This is a genomic window from Microvirga sp. VF16, from assembly GCF_016864375.1.
GTDB lineage: Bacteria > Pseudomonadota > Alphaproteobacteria > Rhizobiales > Beijerinckiaceae > Microvirga.
The window spans coordinates 3,408,928-3,429,695 of the sequence record NZ_CP069354.1 but is presented as its reverse complement, the minus strand read 5'-3'; the positions used below and the strand labels follow the sequence as shown (position 1 = coordinate 3,429,695).

Sequence of the window (20,768 nt, the reverse complement as noted above, 5' to 3'; positions counted from 1 at the left end):
GATTTCGATGGGACTTCTTGACGGCAAGGTTGCTCTCGTTACCGGGGCAGGGACCGGGATTGGTCGTGAAGCTGCAATCCTATTGGCGAGGGACGGCGCTCGCGTGATCCTAGCAGGTCGCCGACTCCAGCCCCTTCAGGAGGTGGCCGCGCTCATCGAGGCAGAAGGCGGAACGGCGGTTGCCCGTTCCCTCGATATCGAGTCCCGTGACGATATTTTCGAGACGGTCGCGTGGGTCCGCAACACCGTCGGTCCGATCGACATTCTCGTGAACAATGCCGGAAGCGCGAGTAAAGTCCTGAACGCCCGCTTTCTGAGCGAAGAGGAGTGGAATTCGACCGTCACTGTCAACCTGACGGCCGTTTTCAATCTGACTCAGGCCGTCCTACCCGACATGATTGCGAAACAGGATGGCACCATCATAACGGTATCGTCCCTCGCGGCCCTAAACCCGAACCTGTTGGGTGGTGCAGCCTACGGCGCCGCCAAGGCAGGCGTGAAGAACTTCATGACATTCCTGCACAACACCTATCGCAATCAGGGTATCCGGGCGACGACGATCCTGCCGGGCGAGACTGATACGCCGATCATGAACAACCGCGCACGACCGCCGCTCGAAAGTGAACGCGCGAAGATGCTCGACCCACACGATGTCGCACGCACCATAGCGCTGTGCGCAAGCCTACAGAAGGGGGCCGTGATCCCCGAGCTTCATATCTGCCCAACCTACATGCGTGATACGTCTGCGGATATCGAGACCGCCCGCTGGGTAGGCGCTCCCGCGGAGACACCTGATATGCCGAAAAAAGAAAAGACGGGAGAAGCCTTATGAATGGTGCGAAACTGCGCGCGCGACTGCAGGCCGGCGACAGCATTACCATGTTCAATCCACATCATGTCTCACCAGGCCTCTCCGTTCGACTGGTGGAGCTTGGCGCCGACAGCATCTTCATCGACTGTGAGCACGGAACGTGGAGCTTCGAGGATGTGCGGATCACCGGCCAGGTTGTCCGTGGTGCGGGCGGTGCCGCCATCGTGCGGCCGCACTCCCACGAGCGTCCCATTCTGATCCGCTACCTCAATGCCGGCGCCGACGGTCTCATGGTGCCTATGGTAGACACGGCGGATCAGGCACGAGCGATTGTGGATGCAGTACGCTACGGTTTGCCGTCTGATCATGAGAAAAGGCTTGTGGTCAGCATGGTCGAAACCCCGAAAGCTATCGAGAACCTCGACGAGATGCTCACAATCGATGGCATCGACGTGTTCTTCATCGGCCCTGGCGATTTGTCACAAAACATGGGGTACCCACCTGCACCCCCATTCGGCGAGCCACGTCCGAAGGAGGTTATGGAGAGGGTCGCTTATGCGGTTCACAAGATCCGTGATGCGGGGAAGGTTGCTGGGACATTGGTGACCGCCGACGAGATGCCCTACTGGCTGAAGAGGGGTGTGCAGTACTTCTACGTTCATTCCGATCCCTTCCTGCGCATCGGTATGAACGGCATCAAATCGATACTCAGGCGCTGATCGAAGGCAGAGTAGACATTATGAGCTTTCCACTTTTCTCTCTTGAAGGCCGACGAGCCCTTATCACGGGCTCGTCGCAGGGCATTGGCTTTGCGTTGGCCAGGGGCTTGGCGGAGCACGGCGCGGCGGTGGTTCTCAACGGCCGCGACCCGGGCAAGATCGAGGCCGCGGCCGCCGACCTGGCGGCGGCGGGCCACACGGTCTCGACGGCGATCTTCGACGTGACCTCGGCAGAAGCGGTCCGGGACGGGATCGCGGCCATCGAAGACGAGGGCCCGATCGACATCCTGATCAACAACGCCGGCATGCAGTTCCGCACCCCGCTCGAGGACTTTCCCGTCGAGCGCTGGGAGCAGCTGCTCGCCACCAACATCTCCAGCGTGTTCTATGTCGGCCAGGCGGTCGCCCGGCCCATGATCGCCCGCGGGCGCGGCAAGATCATCAACATCGCCTCGGTGCAGAGCGAGCTCGCCCGGCCCGGGATCGCGCCGTATACGGCGACCAAGGGGGCGGTGAAGAACCTGACCCGCGGCATGTGCGCGGACTGGGCCAGGCACGGCCTGCAGGTCAACGCCATCGCGCCGGGCTACTTCAAGACGCCGCTCAACCGGGCCCTCGTCGACAACCCGGAGTTCTCGCGCTGGCTCGAGCAGCGCACGCCGGCGGCCCGCTGGGGCAACGTGGACGAACTGATCGGTGCAGCGGTGTTCCTCGCCAGCGATGCCGCCTCGTTCGTCAACGGGCACACGCTCTACGTCGATGGCGGCATCACCACCTGCCTGTGACGCGACGACCCGCTCCATGCTTACCGTCATGACGGGCCCAGATCCCCGTCCGATCAACGATCGCGGCTGCGCCTGAAGCACGCCGCAGCCCGCCAAAAAGCCGACCTGGGAGAACGCTCACCATGACCAAGCCCGAGATCCTGCTGATGGGGCCGTATCCGGCCTGGGACCTGGACGGCCTCGAGAACACCTACACGGTGCACAGGCTCTGGGAGGCGGCCGACCGGGCGGCCTTTCTCAAGGATGTCGGCGCCAACGTCAGGGCCATCGCCACCCGCGGCGAGATCGGCGCCTCGGCCGAACTCATGACGGCACTGCCGCGGCTCGAGATCGTCGCCTGCTATGGCGTCGGCACCGATGCCATCGACCTGTCGCACGCCAGGGCGAACGGCATCCGCGTCACCAACACGCCCAACGTCCTGACCGCCGACGTGGCCGATATCGGCGTCGGGCTGCTGCTGGCGGTGGCCCGCCAGATCCCGCAGGCCGACGCTTATGTCCGGGACGGACGCTGGCGCAACGCCAACATGCATCTCGTCACCCGCGTCCACGGCAAGAATGTGGGCATCGTCGGCATGGGCCGCATCGGCGTCGAGGTCGCCAAGCGCCTGACCGCGTTCGATTGTCCGATCGCCTATTGCGACGTCGCCCAGCGATCCGACCTGCCGTATACCTTCGTGCCTGATTTGGTTGTCCTGGCCGAGCAGTCCGAGTTCCTGATCGTCACCCTGGCGGGCGGTGCCAGCACGCAAAAGATCATCACCGCCGATATCCTGCAGGCGTTGGGGCGCGATGGCATCCTGATCAACGTCTCACGCGGCTCGACCGTCGATGAGGCCGCCCTGCTCGATGCGCTCGAGCGCAACGTCATCAAGGGCGCCGGCCTCGATGTGTTCTGGAACGAGCCGGCCATCGACGAGCGCTTCCTGACGCTGGAGAACGTCGTCCTGCAGCCGCATCACGCCTCGGGCACCGTGGAAACACGCCAGGCCATGGGCCAGCTCGTGCGCGACAACCTCGCGGCGCATTTTGCCCGTCAGCCGCTGCTCACGCCCGTCATCTGAAGGATTGCCCCATGAAAGCCGTCGTCATTCATGCCGCCAAGGACCTGCGCATCGAGGAGCGCGCGCCGGAGGCGCCCGGGCCGGGGCAGGTCGAGATCGCCATCGAGGCCGGCGGCATCTGCGGCTCCGACCTGCACTACTACAACCATGGCGGCTTCGGCACGGTGCGCGTGCGCGAGCCGATGATCCTGGGACACGAGGTGGCCGGCACGATCCGCTCCCTCGGTGAGGGCGTCTCGGGTCTTGCCATCGGAGACCGGGTCGCGGTCTCGCCGAGCCGGCCCTGCCAGCACTGCGAGTATTGCCTCAAGGGCCAGCAGAACCAGTGCCTGAACATGCGCTTCTATGGCAGCGCCATGCCGATGCCGCACATCCAGGGCGCCTTCCGGCAGCGTCTGGTGGCCGAGCACTGGCAATGCCACAAGGTGGCCGAGGGGGTCTCGATCAACGAGGCGGCGTTGGCCGAACCGCTGGCGGTGACGCTGCATGCGGTCAACCGGGCCGGCTCGCTCCTGGGCAAGCGGGTTCTGGTCACCGGCTGCGGCCCGATCGGAGCGCTCGCCATCATCGTCGCGCGGGCGCATGGGGCGCGGGAGATCGTCGCCACCGATGTCATGGATGCGGTGCTCGAGAAGGCGCGGGCTGTCGGCGCCGACCGGACGATCAATGTGGCGACCGATCCGGAAGCACTGTCGGCCTATGCCGCCAACAAGGGCACCTTCGACGTCCAGTTCGAGGCCTCGGGCAATGGGAGCGCCGTGCGCTCCGGCCTGGAGGTGCTGAAGCCGCGCGCGGTGCTGGTGCAGCTCGGGCTCGGCGGCGACGTGTCGATCCCGCAGAACCTGGTGGTGGCGAAAGAGATCGAGATGAAGGGGACGTTCCGCTTCCACGACGAGTTCGCGCTCGCGGTCGACCTCATCAACGCGCGGCGCGTCGATTTGAAGCCGTTGATGAGCGGGATCTTTCCGATCGCCGATGCGGTGGCGGCCTTCGAGGCGGCCGGCGATCGCAGCCGGTCGATGAAGATCCAGTTGAGCTTCACCTGATACAGCGCCAGAGCAGGACAGTGACCATGAGGATCGGAACTCTGAGGGAAGTCTTCCCGGGCGAGGCGCGGGTGGCAATGACGCCCGAGTCTGCTCTCCAGCTGCAGAAACTCGGGCATGCGTGCTTTGTCGAGGCCGGGGCAGGGGAGAAGGCGGGCTTCGCGGATGCCGCCTACACGGCTGCCGGGGTGAGCGTCGTGCCGGATGCGGCAGCCCTCTCTGCCGCGACCGACGTGATCACGAAGGTGCGCCCGCCGACGGAGGCCGAGGTGGGCCGCCTGCGCCAGGGCCAGACGCTGATCGCGTTCGTCTGGCCGGCGCAGAACGCCAGCCTTCTGGAGCAGGCCAGAGCCCAGGGTGCCACGGTCATCGCCATGGACATGGTGCCGCGCATCTCGCGGGCCCAGAAGATGGACGCGCTCTCGTCCATGGCCAACATCGCCGGCTACCGTGCCGTGATCGCGGCCGGCAACGCCTTCGGCCGCTTCTTCACCGGCCAGGTCACCGCCGCCGGCAAGGTGCCGCCCGCCAAGGTGCTGGTGGTGGGCGCCGGCGTGGCGGGGCTCGCGGCCATCGGCACGGCGACCGCGCTCGGCGCCGTCACCTATGCCTTCGACGTGCGGCCCGAGGTGGCCGAGCAGATCGAGTCGATGGGGGCCGAGTTCGTCTTCCTCGACTTCGAGCAGACGCAGGACGGCGCCGCCACCGGCGGCTATGCCGCGCCGTCGAGCCCCGAGTTCCGCGACAAGCAGCTGGAAAAATTCCGCGCGCTCGCGCCCGAGATCGACATCGTCATCACCACGGCCCTGATCCCGGGACGGCCGGCGCCGAAGCTGTGGACGGCCGACATGGTGGCCGTGATGAAGCCGGGCTCGGTCATCGTCGATCTCGCGGCCGAGCGCGGCGGCAACTGCGACCTGACCGTGCCGGACGAGACGATCGTCACCGAGAATGGCGTTACGATCATCGGCACCACCGACTTCCCGAGCCGCATGGCCGCCCAGGCCTCGACGCTGTACGCCAACAACATCCGCCACTTCCTCACCGACCTGACCCCGAACAAGGACGGCGTCATCGTCCACAACATGGACGATGACGTGATCCGCGGCGCCACGGTCACGCACCAGGGCGCCATCACCTACCCGCCGCCGCCGCCCAAGGTGCCGGCGATCGCGGCCGCCAAACTGAGCGAGAAGGTGAGGGAGCTGACCCCGGAGGAGAAGCGGGCTAAAGAAGCGGCCGCCTTCCGGAGCCAGACAAAAAACCAGGTCGGGCTCCTCATCCTGGGTGGCCTGCTGATCGCGCTGGTGGGCGCCTATGCGCCGGCCAGCTTCATGGCCCACTTCATCGTCTTTGCGCTGGCGTGCTTCGTCGGCTTCCAGGTGATCTGGAGCGTCAGCCACGCGCTGCACACGCCGCTGATGGCGGTGACCAATGCCATCTCGGGCATCGTGGTGCTCGGCGCCCTGCTGCAGGTCGGCTCGAGCCACTGGCTGGTGGTGGCCCTCGCCGCGCTCTCCTTCCTGATCGCCACCATCAACATCGTCGGCGGCTTCCTGGTCACGCGCCGGATGCTGGCCATGTTCCAGAAGTCTTAGAGGATCCTCCGATGAGCTTTGGACTTGTCTCCGCCGCCTCTGTGGCGGCCGCCATCCTGTTCATCCTGGCGCTCGGCGGCCTGTCGGGCCAGGAGAGCGCCAAGCGCGCCGTCTGGTACGGCATCGCCGGCATGGCGCTCGCCGTCGGCGCGACCGTGTTCGGCCCCGGCGTCGGCAACTATGCCGTCATTGCCGCCATGCTGGTGATCGGCTCGGCCCTCGGCTGGGTTGTGGCCAAGAAGGTCGCGATGACCGCGATGCCGCAGCTGGTGGCGGCGCTACACTCCTTCGTCGGTCTCGCCGCTGTGTTCATCGGCGTCAACGCCGATCTCGAGCTCACCCGCGTGCTGGCGCTCGACGAGGCCGCGCGCCAGGCGCTGACTGGCTTTGCCGGGGTGCTGGCGCACAAGAGCGGCGTGGAGATCGCGATCCTGAAGGTCGAGGTCTTTCTCGGCGTGTTCATCGGCGCGGTGACGTTCACCGGCTCGGTGATCGCGTTCGGCAAGCTCGCCGGCAAGGTCGACGGCAAGGCCAAAAAGCTGCCGGGCGGCCATGGGCTCAATGCCGCGGCTGCCCTGGCTTCGCTCGTCCTGCTGGTGCTGTACGTCAATGGTGCCGGCATCTGGGCGCTGGTGGCGATGACCCTGCTGGCGTTCTTCATCGGCTACCACCTGATCTTAGGCATTGGCGGCGCCGACATGCCGGTGGTGGTGTCGATGCTCAACTCCTACTCGGGCTGGGCCGCCGCGGCGATCGGCTTCACGCTCGGCAACGACCTCTTGATCGTCACCGGGGCGCTCGTCGGCTCGTCCGGTGCGATCCTGAGCTACATCATGTGCACGGCGATGAACCGCTCCTTCATCAGCGTGATCCTCGGCGGCTTCGGGGCTACGACGGGACCCGTCATGGCGATTGCCGGCGAGCAGATCGCCATCGCTGCCGATGGGGTGGCGACCGCCCTGGAGGAGGCCGACAGCGTCGTGATCGTGCCGGGCTACGGCATGGCGGTGGCCCAGGCGCAGCAATCGGTGTCGGAGCTGACCCGCCGCCTGCGCGCCAAGGGCAAGGACGTGCGCTTTGCCATCCACCCCGTCGCCGGGCGCCTGCCGGGGCACATGAACGTGCTCCTGGCCGAGGCCAAGGTGCCCTACGACATCGTGCTCGAGATGGACGAGATCAACGCGGACTTCTCAGAGACGGATGTGGTGATCGTCATTGGCTCGAACGACATCGTCAACCCGGCCGCGCAGGAGGATCCGAACAGCCCGATCGCCGGCATGCCGGTGCTGGAGGTGTGGAAGGCCAAGCAGGTGTTCGTGTCGAAGCGCGGCCAGGGCACCGGCTATTCCGGCATCGAGAACCCGCTGTTCTACAAGCACAACACCCGCATGTTCTACGGCGATGCCAAAGCCAGCATCGATCTGCTGGTGCAGGCCATATAAAAACTCTTGGGAATGGGCGGCGCCAACAGTGAGCCGTAAAGGTCTCCTCCTGGCAGATTGCGTTGACAAAGTCGGTGCTTAGGTCGGCTGAGACGGCAACGATGCTTGCTTTGCTTAAGTTGGGTCTGAGGTGGGGTGTGTCTTTCGGACCTTCTCAGGCCTCTTGGGTCATCTGAGGCCCTGATAACGTGACCAGTTTGGCGAGCTTTCTCAGGTTCTGAGCCGTTGCGGCCAGCAGGAACTCATCCTGGGCCCCGCACGGACCTCTCAGACGCAGACGTCCCATCTTCAGGATCCGCTTGAGATGGGCAAACAACATCTCGATGCGCTTGCGACCCTGACGCGACCTCTCATAGGCCGGCGTGCTGGCCAGCGCTCGGGCGACCTCTCTTGCGTACTCATAGATGCTGCGCGGGATCTTGCGCGCCGGCGTCTTGGGACAGCACTTCTCCTTGAGATGACAAGGACCACAATCGAACGTGCTGCCCAGGTAAATGCGCGTCGTGCCCTCGTTCACAATCCGGCCGCTGGTCGTCAGCGTCTTGCCCTCAGGACAGGTGTAGGTGTCCGTTTCCGGATCATACGTGAAGTCAGATCGTGAGAAGGTGCCGTCCTCACGGGTCGACTTGTCGATGACGGGTACATGCGGCTCGATCTTCTGTTCGTCCACGAGCCAGTGCAGCATCTCGGCCGAGCCATAGGCACTGTCACCCGCCAGCCGCTCGGGCTTGAGGCCAAAGCGCTCAGCCGTGCGCTCCAGCATGGTGCGGGCAGCTCCCACCTCGGCTTGCCGTACAGCACGGCTGGCTTCGACATCCACGATCACGGCTGACTTGAGGTCGATGAGGTAGTTGTCGGCATAGGCAAAGAACGCCGGGCCGCGCAGTGCTCCGGTCCACTGAGCCGCTGGATCAGAAGGCGAGACGAACTTCGGCTCAACCTCTGTCGCCGCACCCCAGGCGGCCTCATCGAGGGTGGCAAGATACTCGCGCACGGCCCGCGGAGCATCCTGCAGGTGGTCCAGCGCGACCCATTCGGCACCGGGCAGAGAGCGCTGTTTGTTGGCATCAGCCTGGATCAGGCTGGCATCGACCGCAAAGCCCTCGCCACTCACCAGCCCCTCGTCCAGGCAGCGCTGCACCACCGCCTCGAACAGGTGACGGAACAGATCGCTCTCGCGAAAGCGCCCGTGCCGGTTCTTGGAGAAGGTGGAGTGATCCGGCACCTTGCCCTCCAGCCCAAGACGGCAGAACCAGCGGTAGGCAAGGTTGAGGTGGACTTCCTCGCACAGGCGTCGCTCGGAGCGGATGCCGAGGCAGTAGCCGATCAGCAGCATGCGGATCATCAGCTCGGGATCAACCGAGGGCCGGCCGGTGGTGCTGTAGAAGCTCGCCAGACGCTGGCGCAGCCCAGAGCAGTCGACAAAGCGGTCGACGCGCCTCAGCAGGTGATCGGACGGGATGTGATCCTCGAGCCGAAACTCATAGAACAGGCTCTCCTGCATCACGAGACGCTCGCCCATCATGGCTCGATCCCCTGCTGAGAATGCTCCAACAGGGAATCATGATCCGCCGCCGATCACGAGGACTTTTTCAACGAAATCGGCACAAGGGGGAAGTAGGGCTTTGGTCTGCTCACGCGGGCGGCAAGCAGACATTCATTTCAAGCAGACTTTCATTCCATGTGCGGTTCGTTACTCTTTGACCCTAGGGAGACCTTGTCAGCGAACTCAGTGATGTTGCTGCTTCAGCAGCGGCCCGGAATAGGCGATGCATTCCGGACCGTGACTTCTAACTAGCGGCGGTAGACATCGGGATCGGAAACTCGTGCGCGATCGCGCGACTCAGGGTGACGAAATCACTTCATTTCAGGTGTCGCTCGAGCAAAACCAGGAGGTCCGCTAAAGCATGAGATATGTTGGTATCTGAACACTTGAGAACGGTTTGACGGTCGCCGTCCTCCACCGTGATCGTGTAGCTCATAGCATCGCGGGCACGCCCAGGGCCATCCTCTTCGGCCGGCGATGCGGCTGTTGCAGCCTCGATCAGTCTGGAAATTTCCTCTGCGGCTGTTGGCGGCAGTGTGCTGGTATCCAGGACCCGAGGAGGACGGCCAAGAAGTATCCCGGCCGCCTGCCCACCATGTTTTGCCAAACTGACCTTCATCTCAAGTCTCGCGCCTATCAGGGGTCTCCGAAGCAGCAGTCAGGAGTTTGCTGAACGAGGGGATCTGGAGTTGCCTGGGCGCGATGACGACAACCCTGGCTCTGTTGGCATCCGCTTCCCCTTCAGAGTGCTGACCTCCTTGGCCAGTGCAGTCACCTGACTGGACACCGCCTCGATCTGTCGGGCGAGGGCGGTCAGCGTGTCTCCTTCATGGCCTGCACCTGCGCTCGCGATGATCGCACGGCCCCGGCCCCGACGGGGTCTCACCGGCAGACCGCTGATCCGGATCCCCACTTCTCGCCATCCAGCCAGCACGGCCTGCTGCTCCATGCTGTCTGTCCCGTATAACTCACCAGCCATGAGATACGTTTTGTCGGCAAATTCCTGGAACTCGGTTGTCGGGCCGGAGGCTTTCAGTGCCTCGTACCAGATCAGAGCAGGCGCCTCCCAGGCATATCCCCCGATCGCCGTGGCCGTAAGGTAGAATGCCTTGTTGGGGATGCCGGAGTTGATATGGACGCCGCCATAATCGCCTTCCTCAGTATCGGGCAAATGGACGAACTTGCTCATGTGGTCCGGCTGCGGATCCTTGCCGAAGGTCTCGTTATCATAGGCGGTGCCCGGCGCCTTCATGGATCGCAGGGCGTCTGCTTCAATGCCGGGAGTGAACACTTCCGCTCCGATGAGCCAGTCGGCCTGTTCCGCCGTTTGCCCGAGCGACCACTGTTTCACCAATGACCCGAATACGTCCGACATCGACTCGTTAAGTGCCCCGGATTGCTTATGGTATTCCAGTCCAGCTACGTGTTCGGTCACCCCATGAGTGAGCTCATGGCCGATCACATCAAGGGAGCTGGTGAAGTCTGTGAACATGACTCCGTCCCCATCTCCGAACACCATCTGCTGCCCGTCCCAGAACGCGTTGTTATAGCCCGCGCCGTAGTGGACATATCCGTCGAGACGCATTCCCTGGTCGTCAATGGAATTGCGGTCGAGCACCTCGCGATAAAATTCCCGGGTGGCTCCCAAACCATCGAATGCGCGATTGACGGAGATGTCGGCAGACTCCTCACCTTGCTCTGTGCGGACCAGGACAGCGCCAGGAAGCCAATTGCTGTTCTGACAATCGAAGATGCTCCGACGGCCATCTGTGGGAGCAGCCGAAAGGCCAATCCCGAAGGTAGCCCGCAGTGACCGTTGGCCTCGTAATCTGGCTGTACCCAGGAGAGTGTTGAGAGCGGCTTGGCGGACCTCTTTGTTGTCGCTCTCGAGAAGTTTACGAAGCAGGTGTGGAGGAATAATGCAGTTGAGGCAGCGGCAGGTCTGGATCATATAAAACCTCCAGCTCGAACCCGATATACAGACTTTTCGTCCGCGACACGCAAATCCTCTTGTTCGCTCAGCAACGACGGCGGGCACGCGGTGTATTTTTGAAGTATATCATTCTTGGCGGGTAAGGATACTCGGACTTCACGACGCCTTAGCCAACCCAGCTTCAGAGCTTTCGCCAGGTCGCAACCCGAAGGTTGATGGGCAGTTTCATTGCTTGACTTGTAAAGCTGCTTCGGAGTGGAAGAGAGATTGGTCGCTGATATGGGTGTACGCTGTTTCAGGATCTTAGAGGCCTCCGCAAAGGATGATTGTCTCGCCGCAAGCGACAAGAGTGACAGGGAATTGGCGCTGGTGCAGTCCTTTGTCCGCCGTAGCCATTTGGCCACGCGGCGACAATCGTCAGGCTAAAGGCCACAAGCATGAGTGAAAGTCCGGTTGTGGCACTCCTGAGACGTAAAAGCTTGGTCCGCTTCGGAGCTTGAGAGCCGACATGGGTCACCTCCGGTTCGGAGGCGCAAATGCGGCCCGCATCCGCGACGCGCGGTAAACGCCACGAGTTTGCGACAGGCCCCTACGACCCGGTCGGAATGCATCCGAGCTGCTGGAAGAGGCCGAGCCGGTCCAGCTCGACCCAGTCCTCTTTCAGCTTGCCGCCGGCGAAGCGGCCGATGATGATGACGGTCCACGTCACGTTGCGGCCGGACGCGGCGATCCCTTGCCATTCGCCCTGCTGGGTCGCCTGCCAGTGGCCACGCCAGACGCCCCGGTCGCCGCCGAAGAATATGTCGTCCAGGGTGTAGACGGCGTCCGGAAAAGCGGCGAAGAAGCTTTCCATCGCTGCGCGCCAGGCAGGCAGACCATGGATCGTCTCCATGCCCAGCCAGTGCGATGTCAGATCGTCATCCCAGTACTTTTCCAGAGCGTCCACACGGTGCCCGTTGAAGACCTCGTCGATGTAGGCGCGGATCAACGCCTCGTGCTGGTCTCCCGCCATGGTCCTTGCTCCTCCGGGTGCTGAAGATCGACTGGCCCGTGCAGTCGTCCAACACGCGCTGGGATGGCCGGCGAGTGCTGTCCGGACGGGAGGTGAGTGGCGCGATGCTCATGGCGCATCTCCTCGAGCAAGTGACGAGTGCCACGTTTTCCGCAGGTCGACTATGCCCGCATGATAGCGCGGAATTTCCCCAAATGCATGGGTCATCACTGGGGCGGAAGGGCCGCAACTGGCATGTTCCGGAAGTACGCTGAATTTCCGCATTGGCGGTAGCGTCGCTTTTCCGCTCGCATTGGTTGAAGTTCCTGACGGGTCCGGTCCCGGTCCTGATGGTGAATCGGGAGGTGGAGCAGCCCTACCGGACGGCCCTGGCCGCCGTCGACATGTCCGACCCGTCCGCGAATGCCATCAGGGTTGGCATGTCCCTGGGATTGCCCGGCGCGACCCGGCTTGCGCTCGTCCATGCCTTCGAGCCGCTGGCGAAAGGAAAGCTGGTCTATGCCGGGCTCAGCCAGGACAGCATTGACGGGTATGTGGCCGACGAGCGTGACCGGGCCAGCAAGGAGCTGACCGCGTTCCTGGACGCGAACGGGCTCGATGCACCCGGGCGGTCGATGCGCATCGAGGAGGGGGCGCCGTTCGCGGTGATCGCCAGGGTTGTGGCGCAACTGAAGTCCGATGTCCTGATCATGGGGACGCACGGCCGCTCGGGCATCGCCAAGGCGCTCCTGGGGAGCGTGGCCGAGGAGGTCCTGGGCCGCCGCCCAGCGAAACGGCCAAACCATACCACTCCGACAGAGGAGCAGAAGTCAAAGCACGCGTTAAGGCGAGCTGGCGTCGACGGCATCGGAGATCGTTGATGAACTTGACTCAACCCAGTTCCGCGGAAGGAAGAACAGCCACGTCACAAGCACGAAAGGCGCGGTGAGAGCCGGGATGGCGAAAGGCATCAAAGCGACGTTCAGGGCAGACTGTGCGATGACTGTAAATACAGTACCCACCGCCGTGTACACAGCGACGCGCCCGCTCGGCCGATAGAAGACGGTTCCGAGTGTAATGGCCGTCAGGACTGGGCTGAAACCCAGGAGGCCGCCGGTAATCAAATCGCTCTCGGCGCCAAAAAGATGGGCTGTGGCAACCGCGATTATTGCACCCGCTAGAGCGAACGCAGCCGCGGCAAGCGAATTCACCGCGAGCCCAATGAGCAAGATCAGCGCAGCCACGCCGCTGGCCTTCAAGAAGACCTGTGAAATGCTCTGGAGAACTCCCCCTGTGAGGTCTATCAGGTGAAGAGGGCTTGCTTGATAGGGCTGGAATGGAGCGACAACGCTGCCAGTCGGAAGCGATGTGGCCGTGAGCCCGGAGAAGCCATAGGTGGCCAATAGGAGGAGCCACGTCACGACAACGAACGGAAAAGTCAGTGCCGAGACGCCCCAGGGCTTCAGAGCAGTGGCGATCCCGCACATTGCAACGACCGAGACAGCTGCCCCCAGCACCACGTATGCCCAGAGAAGTGGTCCAGGTGCAAGAAACGTTGCTAACGCGAGCCCGACAAGGACACCATTGTATCCGTATAGACCAGCGTTGAGAGACGCTTGGTCGAGGTGCAGCCAGTATGCCGTCAAGGTTGCAACAACAACTGCCAACAAACCCGCAAGTGCCACATGGGGAACACCGGCCGTGTACGAGCCCCAGCCGATCGCAACGAGGAAGAGCAAGCCGGTCAGTGGATTGTCCTGCAGCATCACCTGACCGATGCCACGCAAATTGATGTCAGCAAATCGCAAGAGGCCGGAGGACATGCACAGGCTCTCCCAGCTTGCCAGAAGCTTCTGCATTGCTACCTCCACGAAACCGCTGATCCCCAAAGGGGAGATCAGCTGCAAGGCCAATCGCCTCATCGCCACAGGAACGGAGGCGGAAGGTCGGCGCCGGTGACCTCCTTGCGCACGATTCCCCAAAACTCCCGCACCTTTGCCTTTACCTGCGCCGTGTCACGTCCGAGTACCTTGTAGATCAGACCAGCGTCATTCGGCAGCCGGCACGCTCCAAAGGCCATGGCATCTGCCAGTTGAACGTCGGCCTCTGCCCGCTCCAGGATGCGCTCTGCCTTGTCCGCGGGCGTACATAGGATCACATTGCCGAACACGTCGAAAGAACCCATTACACCTGTCTGCCGCATCGCAAATCGCTGAGGCTCGATCATGAGCTTTTCCGTAAACAGAGTGCGGCCCTCAGGACGCACCGCGGCAGTGGAGAATGAGACCACGGTTGCGCCGAAGCATTCGTCGGGATGATGATACTTCCGACCGGGCTGCAGGATCTCCGCCAGAAGCAAAGTGGCCGATGGGGCCACACAGATCTGAGTGTGGCTGATGAAGCGCGCATGGCGATGCGGGATAATCGGATCGGGGAGGAACTCGAGGTATGCTTGCTCGGCAAGAGTGATGGTCTGGATCTGAGCCGCATAATTGGCGTCCATCCCATGGATCTTGGTTGCCGATTGCGATGTAACGTGCGCCTGCGCACCGGGGCCGAGGTCTATGTCAAGCGCAAGCCGGTCTCCCTGAAGAAGACAGCCCGTCGTGGTGATCAGGAAAACGTAGGGTAGGAATGGCATTTCCTGATCACAATACAGAGCGCGCTGCGCCATGTATGGAGCACGGCGCTCGAGGTTCGCCAGAATGGTACGGCTCCCGCGGGTCTCAAAGCCGAGTCGCAGGAATCCGGTCTTGCCGACTGTCCCGCTCCTCATCTGGGGCGGTTCATCCTGATACGCCGCCAGTTCCGGAATGGATGCGCCAAGTGCTTCAGCCACGGCCCACGGAGGCGAGCCCGCCGGCTTCATGCGGATTTCCTCTCTTCTAGCTTGATGTCAAACAGGAACTCCCGCTCGATCAGTTCGACCAGTTCCGGAATGCCTTCGCCGGTCTTGCAGTTGGTGAACAGAAATGGCTTGCTGCCCCGCATCAGCTGCGAATCCTCACGCATGACCTCAAGACTCGCGCCGACATAGGGCGCGAGGTCGATCTTGTTGATGATAAGGATATCGGAGTGTGTGATCCCTGGTCCGTTCTTCCGTGGAATCTTATCACCCGCGGCAACGTCGATGACATAAATGAAATAATCGACGAGCGCCGGCGAAAAGGTGAGCGTCAGATTATCACCGCCACTTTCGATCAACATCACATCGCTGTCCGGGAACCGCTCCTCCATGTCCTCGACGGCCGCGAGATTCATACTTGGATCCTCGCGTACGGCCGTATGGGGGCAGGCGCCGGTCTCTACCCCGAGGATACGTTCCTGCAATAGAACGCCCTTCAGAGAGCGCTGCACGTGCTTGGCATCCTCGGTCGTCACCACATCGTTGGTAATAATTAGAATGCTGATGCCACGATCGAGCAACCGCGGGGTAATCGCTTCCACGATTGCAGTCTTCCCGGATCCGACGGGACCACCGATGCCAATTCGGGTGATTTTCTTTGTCATTCACCACTCCACTCAATTCATGAAAAGACGCACATGCGCCTTGGTGTGAACTGCAGCCAGGATTTCCGTAAGTGGCGCATAGCCGGACATGTCGGACAGGCGTGCTGTGGCGGCTCGCTCGTAGGACGCTTCTATCTGCCCGCTCAGGTCATAAAGAATTTTCTGCGTATCGACGTGGCTGACCTTCATCAGCCGCAATGCAGCGCCGAGAATTGGCGCCGCGGCACCATACTGATGTGCGGCGAAAGCATGTCGCTCAGGCAGATTCTGGACAGCAAAGTTGATTGCCAATGCAACGGGGTAGCATCCCGGGCTGAGGGTCTTTCGGATGCAATCCTGCCATGTGCGAAGCAGCGGAGCTCCGAGGACATGCACACCCATTTCCGTGAACTTCTTGCCCATGCGAACCGACATGGCACGGGTCTCTTCCGAGAGCTTGCGGACGTATACCATCTCATCGATTCGCATGAGCTCGCCGACATCGCTGGCAGTTGCTGCACGGTGGGCGGCAATCAAAGCGATTCCGTCACCACGCGCGGCCTGCTCGACCGCGGTGCGCGTGAATTCATGTAGCGTCGTCGCGTTTGTGACAACCCCCTTCTGGACAGCCGACTCCAAACCCGACGAGAATGAAAAGCCCCCAATGGGAAACATCGAGTCGCCAAACTGCAATAACCGCACGAGGGACTCTGCCCGGCTCTCTGCCTCGACAGCGCTAGTGCCCGTGACGGTGCATTTGGCTGGTATGTGCGGATTGTAGGTGTTCATGGGCGTGGCTGTGAACTGGACCCTCTGCGCCGCCGAAAAGCCGGCGCGACTCGTGCGGTGTAAGATACGTGATGACTTCTGTTCCTGGCGTAAATTCGTAGTTGATATGCTCAAAGGCGTGCGTCTTCATAACGGAGGCCATTACCTTGCGGTCGACGGTCAGCGGCACATAGACGACACTGCCCTTGACGAGGGCCGGCCAATGCTGGTTTCCCATGGCGTGACCGAGTTCGATGCAAGTCCGCATTGCCTCCTCGGGAGAAACACGCATCAGTTCGTCCAAATGCACGATCATGACCTCACGCAACTCAATCCGCGCGATGACCGCCGCAGGCGCTTTGGGATCCCAGAGCAGCACATCCCCGTCGCGGATATTGGTGCCGCGGTTCAGCGAAACCGCCAGCTCGACACCCATCTTGGTGTTCTTCCGGAAACGGCTCTTCTGCGCCTCCCATTGATCGAGATGCAGAACATCAACCTCGACCTCCGCCAGCCGCGCAGCCCAGTCCGGGTCGCTGATGTTGCCTAGAACGGCTTCAATGATGACCATGTGACAATCCCATCAACTGAAGAAGTATTTTTGGTTCAGAGAGATCGTTTTTAGGGGCGGCACCGTCGCATGCTTGCCGTCGACAGTGACGGCGAATGTCTCCGGGTTCACTTCGATGTTCGGGGTGCCGGTATTGCGAAGCATGTCGCGTTTGCCGATCTTGCGCACATTCTTGATCGGATGAACCTGCCGCCGCAGTCCAAGCCGCTCCTTGATCCCGGCGGCATGGGCCGCGCCGGACACGAAGGTGATGCAGGTCTCAGCCAGAGCATTGCCGTAGGCGCCGAACATCGGCCGATAATAGACGGGCTGCGGCGTCGGCAGGGACGCGTTCGGATCGCCCATGACCGACCAGCTGATAAACCCGCCCTTGATGATCATCTTCGGCTTCGCCCCGAAGAATGCAGGCTCCCATAGGACGAGATCCGCGACCTTGCCGACCTCAACGGAGCCGAGCATGTCGGCGATGCCATGGGTAATGGCTGGATTGATCGTGACCTTCGCGACATAGCGCAGGACCCGAAAGTTGTCGTTGCCTGGAGCATCCTCTGGCAGTTTGCCGCGCTGGGTTTTCATCCCATCCGCCGCCTGAATGCACCGCAGCCAGACCTCGCCGATCCGGCCCATTGCCTGGGAATCGCTCGAAAACATCGAGATCACGCCCATGTCCTGCAGCACGTTCTCCGCCGCGATGGTCTCGGCACGGATTCGGCTCTCGGTGAACGCCACGTCGGACGGGATGTCAGGGCTGAGGTGGTGGCACACCATGATCATGTCGTAGAGCTCTGCCTGGGAGTTGATCCCGTAGGGAAGCGTCGGGTTCGTCGAGGACGGCAGAACGTTGGGAAGGCCAGCGATCTTGATGATGTCCGGGGCATGGCCGCCGCCCGATCCTTCGGTATGGAAGGAATGTACGGCGCGGCCCTCGAATGCCGCAATCGAGTCATCGACGAACCCGGATTCATTGAGCGTGTCGGTGTGGATGCAGACCTGGATGTCCATGTCGTCAGCGACGGTGAGGGCGGAACGCAGCACTGCTGGGGTCGTGCCCCAGTCCTCGTGGCACTTGAAGCCGACGGCACCGGCCTCGATCTGTTCGACCAGCGCGGCCTTGCCATGCCCGTGGCCCTTGCCGAGAATGCCGACGTTGATCGGCCAGTTCTCGAAGGCGCGCAGCATCATCGTTATATTCCCCGGTCCAGACGTGACCGTCGTGGCATTTGAGCCGTCCGAGGGGCCCGTGCCGCCACCTATCAATGTTGTGGTTCCGTTCGAGAGCGCCGCGTGCGCCTGCTGTGGGGAAATGAAATGAATGTGCGAGTCGATGCCACCCGCCGTCAGGATCAGATGCGACCCGGAGATTGCGTCGGTAGCGAGACCAATCTCGAGGCCAGGAGTAATCCGGTCCATCGTCTGGGGATTGCCGGACTTGCCGATGGCGCAGATGCGGCCGTCCTTCACGCCCACATCGGCCTTCACCACGCCGAGGACTGCATCAATGATGGTCACGTTAGTGATCACCAGATCGGGAGCCCCGCCGGGCCGCGTCACCTGGTTGTCTATCCCCATGCCTTCACGCATGCTCTTGCCGCCGCCGAAAACGATCTCGTCGCCGTAGCCGCCACGGAGGTCCCGTTCGATTTCGACGAACAGGCCCGTATCGCCCAAGCGGATGCGATCACCGGTTGTGGGGCCGAAAAGGCCGACATACTCTTGTCGCGAGATGGTTGGCATGGGTGCCTCCAGGCAAGCGGATCGACGCGAGATCTTGACCGATAAACTGCTTCAGGACTGTCGCGATGACGAACGGAAGCCCCGTTTCTCCGCAAGTGCCACAGCCTTTGACTTGCGTTTGGCAGAGTCCTTACCGTCCGTCGGTCCGTCGACAAGGTTATTGAACCCATAGACGGCCTGCTTGCCGCCATAAGGGACGAGTTGCACTTCGCGTTCATCACCGGGTTCAAAGCGTGTCGCCGTGGATGATGGAATATTGAGGTGCAAACCGAAGGCCGCAGTTCGGTCGAACTCCAGGGCAGGATTGACCTCGAAAAAGTGGAAATGCGACCCGACCTGGATGGGACGGTCGCCGGTATTGCGTACCTTGAGCGTCGTTACCGACCTGTCGTCATCAAAGGTGATTGGTGCCGGGCCGCAAACGTAGCCGCCGACTGGTACATCGAATGAAGCCGGGTCTACATCGGCGGCGACTGCCGGTCCTATCTTCGGGCCACCCATCCTGCCACCTCCTCGTTGGACGAACTTCCTGTCTTACTGAATTGGCCTGTGCACGGTTACGAGCCGGCTCCCGTCGGTAAAGATGGCTTCGATCTGCACCATCGGGATGAGATCGGCGACGCCGTCCATGACGTCGTCTACGGTCAGCGCCACACTGGCGTCCTTGGTCACATCCTCGATCGTCTTACCGGCTCGGGCACCGTCGAGGGCGACCGCGGATATGACAGCGACGGCTTCGGGATAATTGAGCTTCAGGCCCTTGGCTTTCCGTTTCAACGCTACATCGGCCATCATATAGATGAGTAGCTTGTCGAACTCGCGCGGAGTAAGTTGCATCGCTGCCTCCAGTTCCTGGACTCAAGACAACAATCGAATCGCGGCGACTGCGTCCTGCTGGCCGATGGAGCCTGTCATCGACCCCTAAATCGGGTCAGTTGCGTCAATGCACGGTCGGACTCGGTTGGGTAGCGGAACTCAATGGGCATCAATTGAGCCATAAGAGATCCTCCTCGCGGCGAAAAGCGGGGCATTGCTGCTCATGAGAATATCAAGTGCGAGGCACACGTCTATCGGGACTAACCTTGGATTTATCCCGAGAAAACCCTGAGGCGAGTTGAAAAATCTGCCCTATTGTCGGGAGCTCCAGTGGCCCTGCCCAAGCGAAACGACATGTCGGCAGATCACGGTTCAATGCAGAGCGCCGTTTGCGCTCGCCCGCGTCCGTAGTCCTGCCGTAGAATTTGAGGGTTTACCCCGATAGTCAGAGGCATCGTGAGAGGGGACAATCGCACCGCCAAGGCTTTGCCCATTCACTGTCTTTTGGCCAAGCAGCATTATTGTTGCTCCTGTTCGGTGAAGCAGACGTCTCGGCTTGTTTCATAGTCCCGTGTGGGCTTTGGGCATCTTCTTCGGTTGAATAAGGAGAGGGTCATGAAACGTGCAACCATAGCAATACTAGCCTCGGCAGTCATGTTGGCTCCTACCGCTACGCTTGCGCATACCGGGCACGGTGATGTGGCCGGGTTCACGCATGGCATGGCTCACCCCATCGGTGGGATCGATCATGTCCTGGCCATGGTTGCGGTCGGCATATTGGCCGCGCGGATTGGCGGGAGAGCCCTATGGCTGCTGCCATCGACATTCATTTCCGTCATGGCAGGCGCAGCCGTTCTCGGAATGGTCGGGTTCGACCTCCCGTCCTTCGATGTTTGGATCGCCGGCTCCTTGGTCGCGTTTGGGCTGGCCGTCGCCTATCCTTCCCATCTGTCATCCCTAACGGGTGCGGGCCTCATTGCCGTGTTTGCCATCTTCCACGGTTATGCTCATGGAACCGAAATGCCTGCCGGTGTGTCCGGCCTCGCGTATGCCGCGGGCTTCCTCATGGCGACGACCCTTCTGATCGGCCTCGGTGCCGGCAGTGCACTCCTGGTTGGTATCATGGGAGGTCGGATCGGACATCGCGCCGTCCAAATCGGCGGAGGCGCAGTCGGACTCTATGGCCTGGCGGTTCTGTCGACAATCCTCTGAATCGCAACGGAATGATCACTGTGAGATGCGCCGACAACCCCACGCGATGAGGCGCTTATATGGCGGAAACAGGGGCTATCGGCTCTATGATACCAAACGATGCACATCGTGGTGACAGAATGGCAGGCTCTATTCCGCCCTCTCGTGGGCCCAGCCATCTAGCCCGAGCAATAGCGTGGGCGCCGGCGGTGCAGTGACCGGCCCGCCGGCCTGAGACGGCAGACATGGCGGGGCGCCACAATC

The 20,768-nt window shown here is 62.0% G+C and carries 21 protein-coding genes; 9 read left to right on the top strand and 12 right to left on the bottom strand.

From position 1 onward, the window contains the following. Positions 1-7 precede the first annotated feature (7 nt). From JO965_RS15975 to JO965_RS15945, 7 genes are all read left to right on the top strand, one after another. Positions 8-832: an SDR family oxidoreductase gene (locus JO965_RS15975; protein ID WP_203439849.1), complete on the top strand. Its 825-nt coding sequence runs from the start codon at positions 8-10 to the stop codon at positions 830-832. Further along, the gene (locus JO965_RS15970; RefSeq protein WP_203439848.1) at positions 829-1,530 is read left to right on the top strand and encodes an HpcH/HpaI aldolase/citrate lyase family protein; all 702 of its coding nucleotides are present in this window, start codon (positions 829-831) and stop codon (positions 1,528-1,530) included. Before JO965_RS15975 ends, JO965_RS15970 begins: the two co-directional genes overlap by 4 nt. 20 nt (positions 1,531-1,550) lie before the next feature. Then, positions 1,551-2,315, top strand: coding sequence for an SDR family oxidoreductase (locus JO965_RS15965; RefSeq protein WP_203439847.1), 765 nt, complete (start codon positions 1,551-1,553; stop codon positions 2,313-2,315). Between the two features lie 122 nt (positions 2,316-2,437). Further along, a complete protein-coding gene (locus tag JO965_RS15960; RefSeq protein ID WP_203439846.1) occupies positions 2,438-3,379 on the top strand; it encodes a 2-hydroxyacid dehydrogenase in 942 nt (313 codons plus the stop codon). Between the two features lie 11 nt (positions 3,380-3,390). Further along, positions 3,391-4,425 (top strand): L-idonate 5-dehydrogenase, encoded by a 1,035-nt coding sequence (locus JO965_RS15955; protein WP_203439845.1) that lies wholly within the window; start codon positions 3,391-3,393, stop codon positions 4,423-4,425. 26 nt (positions 4,426-4,451) lie between these two features. Then, positions 4,452-6,023, top strand: a complete 1,572-nt coding sequence (locus tag JO965_RS15950) for a Re/Si-specific NAD(P)(+) transhydrogenase subunit alpha (RefSeq protein WP_203439844.1) — start codon at positions 4,452-4,454, stop codon at positions 6,021-6,023. 11 nt (positions 6,024-6,034) lie between these two features. Beyond that, positions 6,035-7,465 (top strand): NAD(P)(+) transhydrogenase (Re/Si-specific) subunit beta, encoded by a 1,431-nt coding sequence (locus JO965_RS15945; RefSeq protein WP_203439843.1) that lies wholly within the window; start codon positions 6,035-6,037, stop codon positions 7,463-7,465. Between the two features lie 154 nt (positions 7,466-7,619). On the opposite strand, the gene JO965_RS15940 is transcribed toward JO965_RS15945, so the two are convergent. The 4 genes from JO965_RS15940 to JO965_RS15925 all read right to left on the bottom strand — a co-directional run bounded on the left by JO965_RS15940 (position 7,620) and on the right by JO965_RS15925 (position 11,956). Beyond that, a complete protein-coding gene (locus tag JO965_RS15940; protein WP_203439842.1) occupies positions 7,620-8,990 on the bottom strand; it encodes an IS1182 family transposase in 1,371 nt (456 codons plus the stop codon). Positions 8,991-9,327: 337 nt separating this feature from the next. Next, positions 9,328-9,630, bottom strand: coding sequence for a protealysin inhibitor emfourin (locus JO965_RS15935; protein ID WP_203439841.1), 303 nt, complete (start codon positions 9,628-9,630; stop codon positions 9,328-9,330). Positions 9,631-9,669: 39 nt separating this feature from the next. Next, positions 9,670-10,962, bottom strand: a complete 1,293-nt coding sequence (locus JO965_RS15930) for a M4 family metallopeptidase (RefSeq protein ID WP_203439840.1) — start codon at positions 10,960-10,962, stop codon at positions 9,670-9,672. Between the two features lie 571 nt (positions 10,963-11,533). Further along, positions 11,534-11,956 carry an ester cyclase gene (locus JO965_RS15925; RefSeq protein ID WP_203439839.1) on the bottom strand — a complete coding sequence of 141 codons (423 nt, stop codon included), beginning with the start codon at positions 11,954-11,956 and terminating at the stop codon, positions 11,534-11,536. 263 nt (positions 11,957-12,219) lie between these two features. Here JO965_RS15925 and JO965_RS15920 point away from each other — a divergent pair, with 263 nt between their 5' ends. Further along, positions 12,220-12,816, top strand: coding sequence for a universal stress protein (locus JO965_RS15920; protein WP_246776582.1), 597 nt, complete (start codon positions 12,220-12,222; stop codon positions 12,814-12,816). Here the strand turns inward: JO965_RS15920 and yut are convergent. The 8 genes from yut to JO965_RS15880 are packed head-to-tail and all read right to left on the bottom strand — an operon-like array spanning position 12,778 to position 19,334. Then, entirely contained in the window at positions 12,778-13,794 is a 1,017-nt protein-coding gene (yut, locus tag JO965_RS15915) for an urea transporter (protein WP_203439838.1), read from the bottom strand. The genes JO965_RS15920 and yut overlap by 39 nt on opposite strands. A gap of 59 nt (positions 13,795-13,853) precedes the next feature. Beyond that, on the bottom strand, positions 13,854-14,804 hold the full coding sequence (locus JO965_RS15910; RefSeq protein ID WP_203439837.1) for an urease accessory protein UreD: 951 nt from the start codon (positions 14,802-14,804) through the stop codon (positions 13,854-13,856). Continuing rightward, entirely contained in the window at positions 14,801-15,445 is a 645-nt protein-coding gene (gene ureG, locus JO965_RS15905) for an urease accessory protein UreG (protein WP_203439836.1), read from the bottom strand. The genes JO965_RS15910 and ureG overlap by 4 nt, the downstream gene beginning before the upstream one ends. 12 nt (positions 15,446-15,457) lie before the next feature. Further along, positions 15,458-16,213 carry an urease accessory protein UreF gene (locus tag JO965_RS15900; protein WP_246776581.1) on the bottom strand — a complete coding sequence of 252 codons (756 nt, stop codon included), beginning with the start codon at positions 16,211-16,213 and terminating at the stop codon, positions 15,458-15,460. Continuing rightward, positions 16,161-16,763, bottom strand: coding sequence for an urease accessory protein UreE (ureE, locus tag JO965_RS15895; protein ID WP_203439835.1), 603 nt, complete (start codon positions 16,761-16,763; stop codon positions 16,161-16,163). Before ureE ends, JO965_RS15900 begins: the two co-directional genes overlap by 53 nt. 12 nt (positions 16,764-16,775) lie before the next feature. Beyond that, positions 16,776-18,497, bottom strand: coding sequence for an urease subunit alpha (locus JO965_RS15890; RefSeq protein ID WP_203439834.1), 1,722 nt, complete (start codon positions 18,495-18,497; stop codon positions 16,776-16,778). A gap of 51 nt (positions 18,498-18,548) precedes the next feature. Then, positions 18,549-18,998 (bottom strand): urease subunit beta, encoded by a 450-nt coding sequence (locus tag JO965_RS15885; protein ID WP_203439833.1) that lies wholly within the window; start codon positions 18,996-18,998, stop codon positions 18,549-18,551. Positions 18,999-19,031: 33 nt separating this feature from the next. After that, entirely contained in the window at positions 19,032-19,334 is a 303-nt protein-coding gene (locus JO965_RS15880; protein ID WP_203439832.1) for an urease subunit gamma, read from the bottom strand. A 594-nt stretch (positions 19,335-19,928) separates the two neighbouring features. Between JO965_RS15880 and JO965_RS15875 the strand changes: the two genes are divergently transcribed. Continuing rightward, positions 19,929-20,525: a HupE/UreJ family protein gene (locus JO965_RS15875; protein WP_203439831.1), complete on the top strand. Its 597-nt coding sequence runs from the start codon at positions 19,929-19,931 to the stop codon at positions 20,523-20,525. The last annotated feature ends 243 nt before the right edge of the window (positions 20,526-20,768 follow it).

Excerpts from the sequence above, each read along its gene's own strand:
- JO965_RS15960 (WP_203439846.1), top strand. The coding sequence starts at position 2,438 with ATGACCAAGCCCGAGATCCTGCTGATGGGGCCGTATCCGGCCTGGGAC.
- JO965_RS15880 (WP_203439832.1), bottom strand. The coding sequence starts at position 19,334 with ATGCAACTTACTCCGCGCGAGTTCGACAAGCTACTCATCTATATGATG.
- JO965_RS15885 (WP_203439833.1), bottom strand. The coding sequence starts at position 18,998 with ATGGGTGGCCCGAAGATAGGACCGGCAGTCGCCGCCGATGTAGACCCG.
- JO965_RS15910 (WP_203439837.1), bottom strand. The coding sequence starts at position 14,804 with ATGAAGCCGGCGGGCTCGCCTCCGTGGGCCGTGGCTGAAGCACTTGGC.
- ureE (WP_203439835.1), bottom strand. The coding sequence starts at position 16,763 with ATGGTCATCATTGAAGCCGTTCTAGGCAACATCAGCGACCCGGACTGG.
- JO965_RS15950 (WP_203439844.1), top strand. The coding sequence starts at position 4,452 with ATGAGGATCGGAACTCTGAGGGAAGTCTTCCCGGGCGAGGCGCGGGTG.
- JO965_RS15945 (WP_203439843.1), top strand. The coding sequence starts at position 6,035 with ATGAGCTTTGGACTTGTCTCCGCCGCCTCTGTGGCGGCCGCCATCCTG.
- JO965_RS15890 (WP_203439834.1), bottom strand. The coding sequence starts at position 18,497 with ATGCCAACCATCTCGCGACAAGAGTATGTCGGCCTTTTCGGCCCCACA.
- JO965_RS15940 (WP_203439842.1), bottom strand. The coding sequence starts at position 8,990 with ATGATGGGCGAGCGTCTCGTGATGCAGGAGAGCCTGTTCTATGAGTTT.
- JO965_RS15925 (WP_203439839.1), bottom strand. The coding sequence starts at position 11,956 with ATGGCGGGAGACCAGCACGAGGCGTTGATCCGCGCCTACATCGACGAG.
- JO965_RS15965 (WP_203439847.1), top strand. The coding sequence starts at position 1,551 with ATGAGCTTTCCACTTTTCTCTCTTGAAGGCCGACGAGCCCTTATCACG.
- ureG (WP_203439836.1), bottom strand. The coding sequence starts at position 15,445 with ATGACAAAGAAAATCACCCGAATTGGCATCGGTGGTCCCGTCGGATCC.
- JO965_RS15970 (WP_203439848.1), top strand. The coding sequence starts at position 829 with ATGAATGGTGCGAAACTGCGCGCGCGACTGCAGGCCGGCGACAGCATT.
- JO965_RS15900 (WP_246776581.1), bottom strand. The coding sequence starts at position 16,213 with ATGAACACCTACAATCCGCACATACCAGCCAAATGCACCGTCACGGGC.
- JO965_RS15930 (WP_203439840.1), bottom strand. The coding sequence starts at position 10,962 with ATGATCCAGACCTGCCGCTGCCTCAACTGCATTATTCCTCCACACCTG.
- JO965_RS15935 (WP_203439841.1), bottom strand. The coding sequence starts at position 9,630 with ATGAAGGTCAGTTTGGCAAAACATGGTGGGCAGGCGGCCGGGATACTT.
- JO965_RS15875 (WP_203439831.1), top strand. The coding sequence starts at position 19,929 with ATGAAACGTGCAACCATAGCAATACTAGCCTCGGCAGTCATGTTGGCT.
- yut (WP_203439838.1), bottom strand. The coding sequence starts at position 13,794 with ATGCAGAAGCTTCTGGCAAGCTGGGAGAGCCTGTGCATGTCCTCCGGC.
- JO965_RS15975 (WP_203439849.1), top strand. The coding sequence starts at position 8 with ATGGGACTTCTTGACGGCAAGGTTGCTCTCGTTACCGGGGCAGGGACC.
- JO965_RS15955 (WP_203439845.1), top strand. The coding sequence starts at position 3,391 with ATGAAAGCCGTCGTCATTCATGCCGCCAAGGACCTGCGCATCGAGGAG.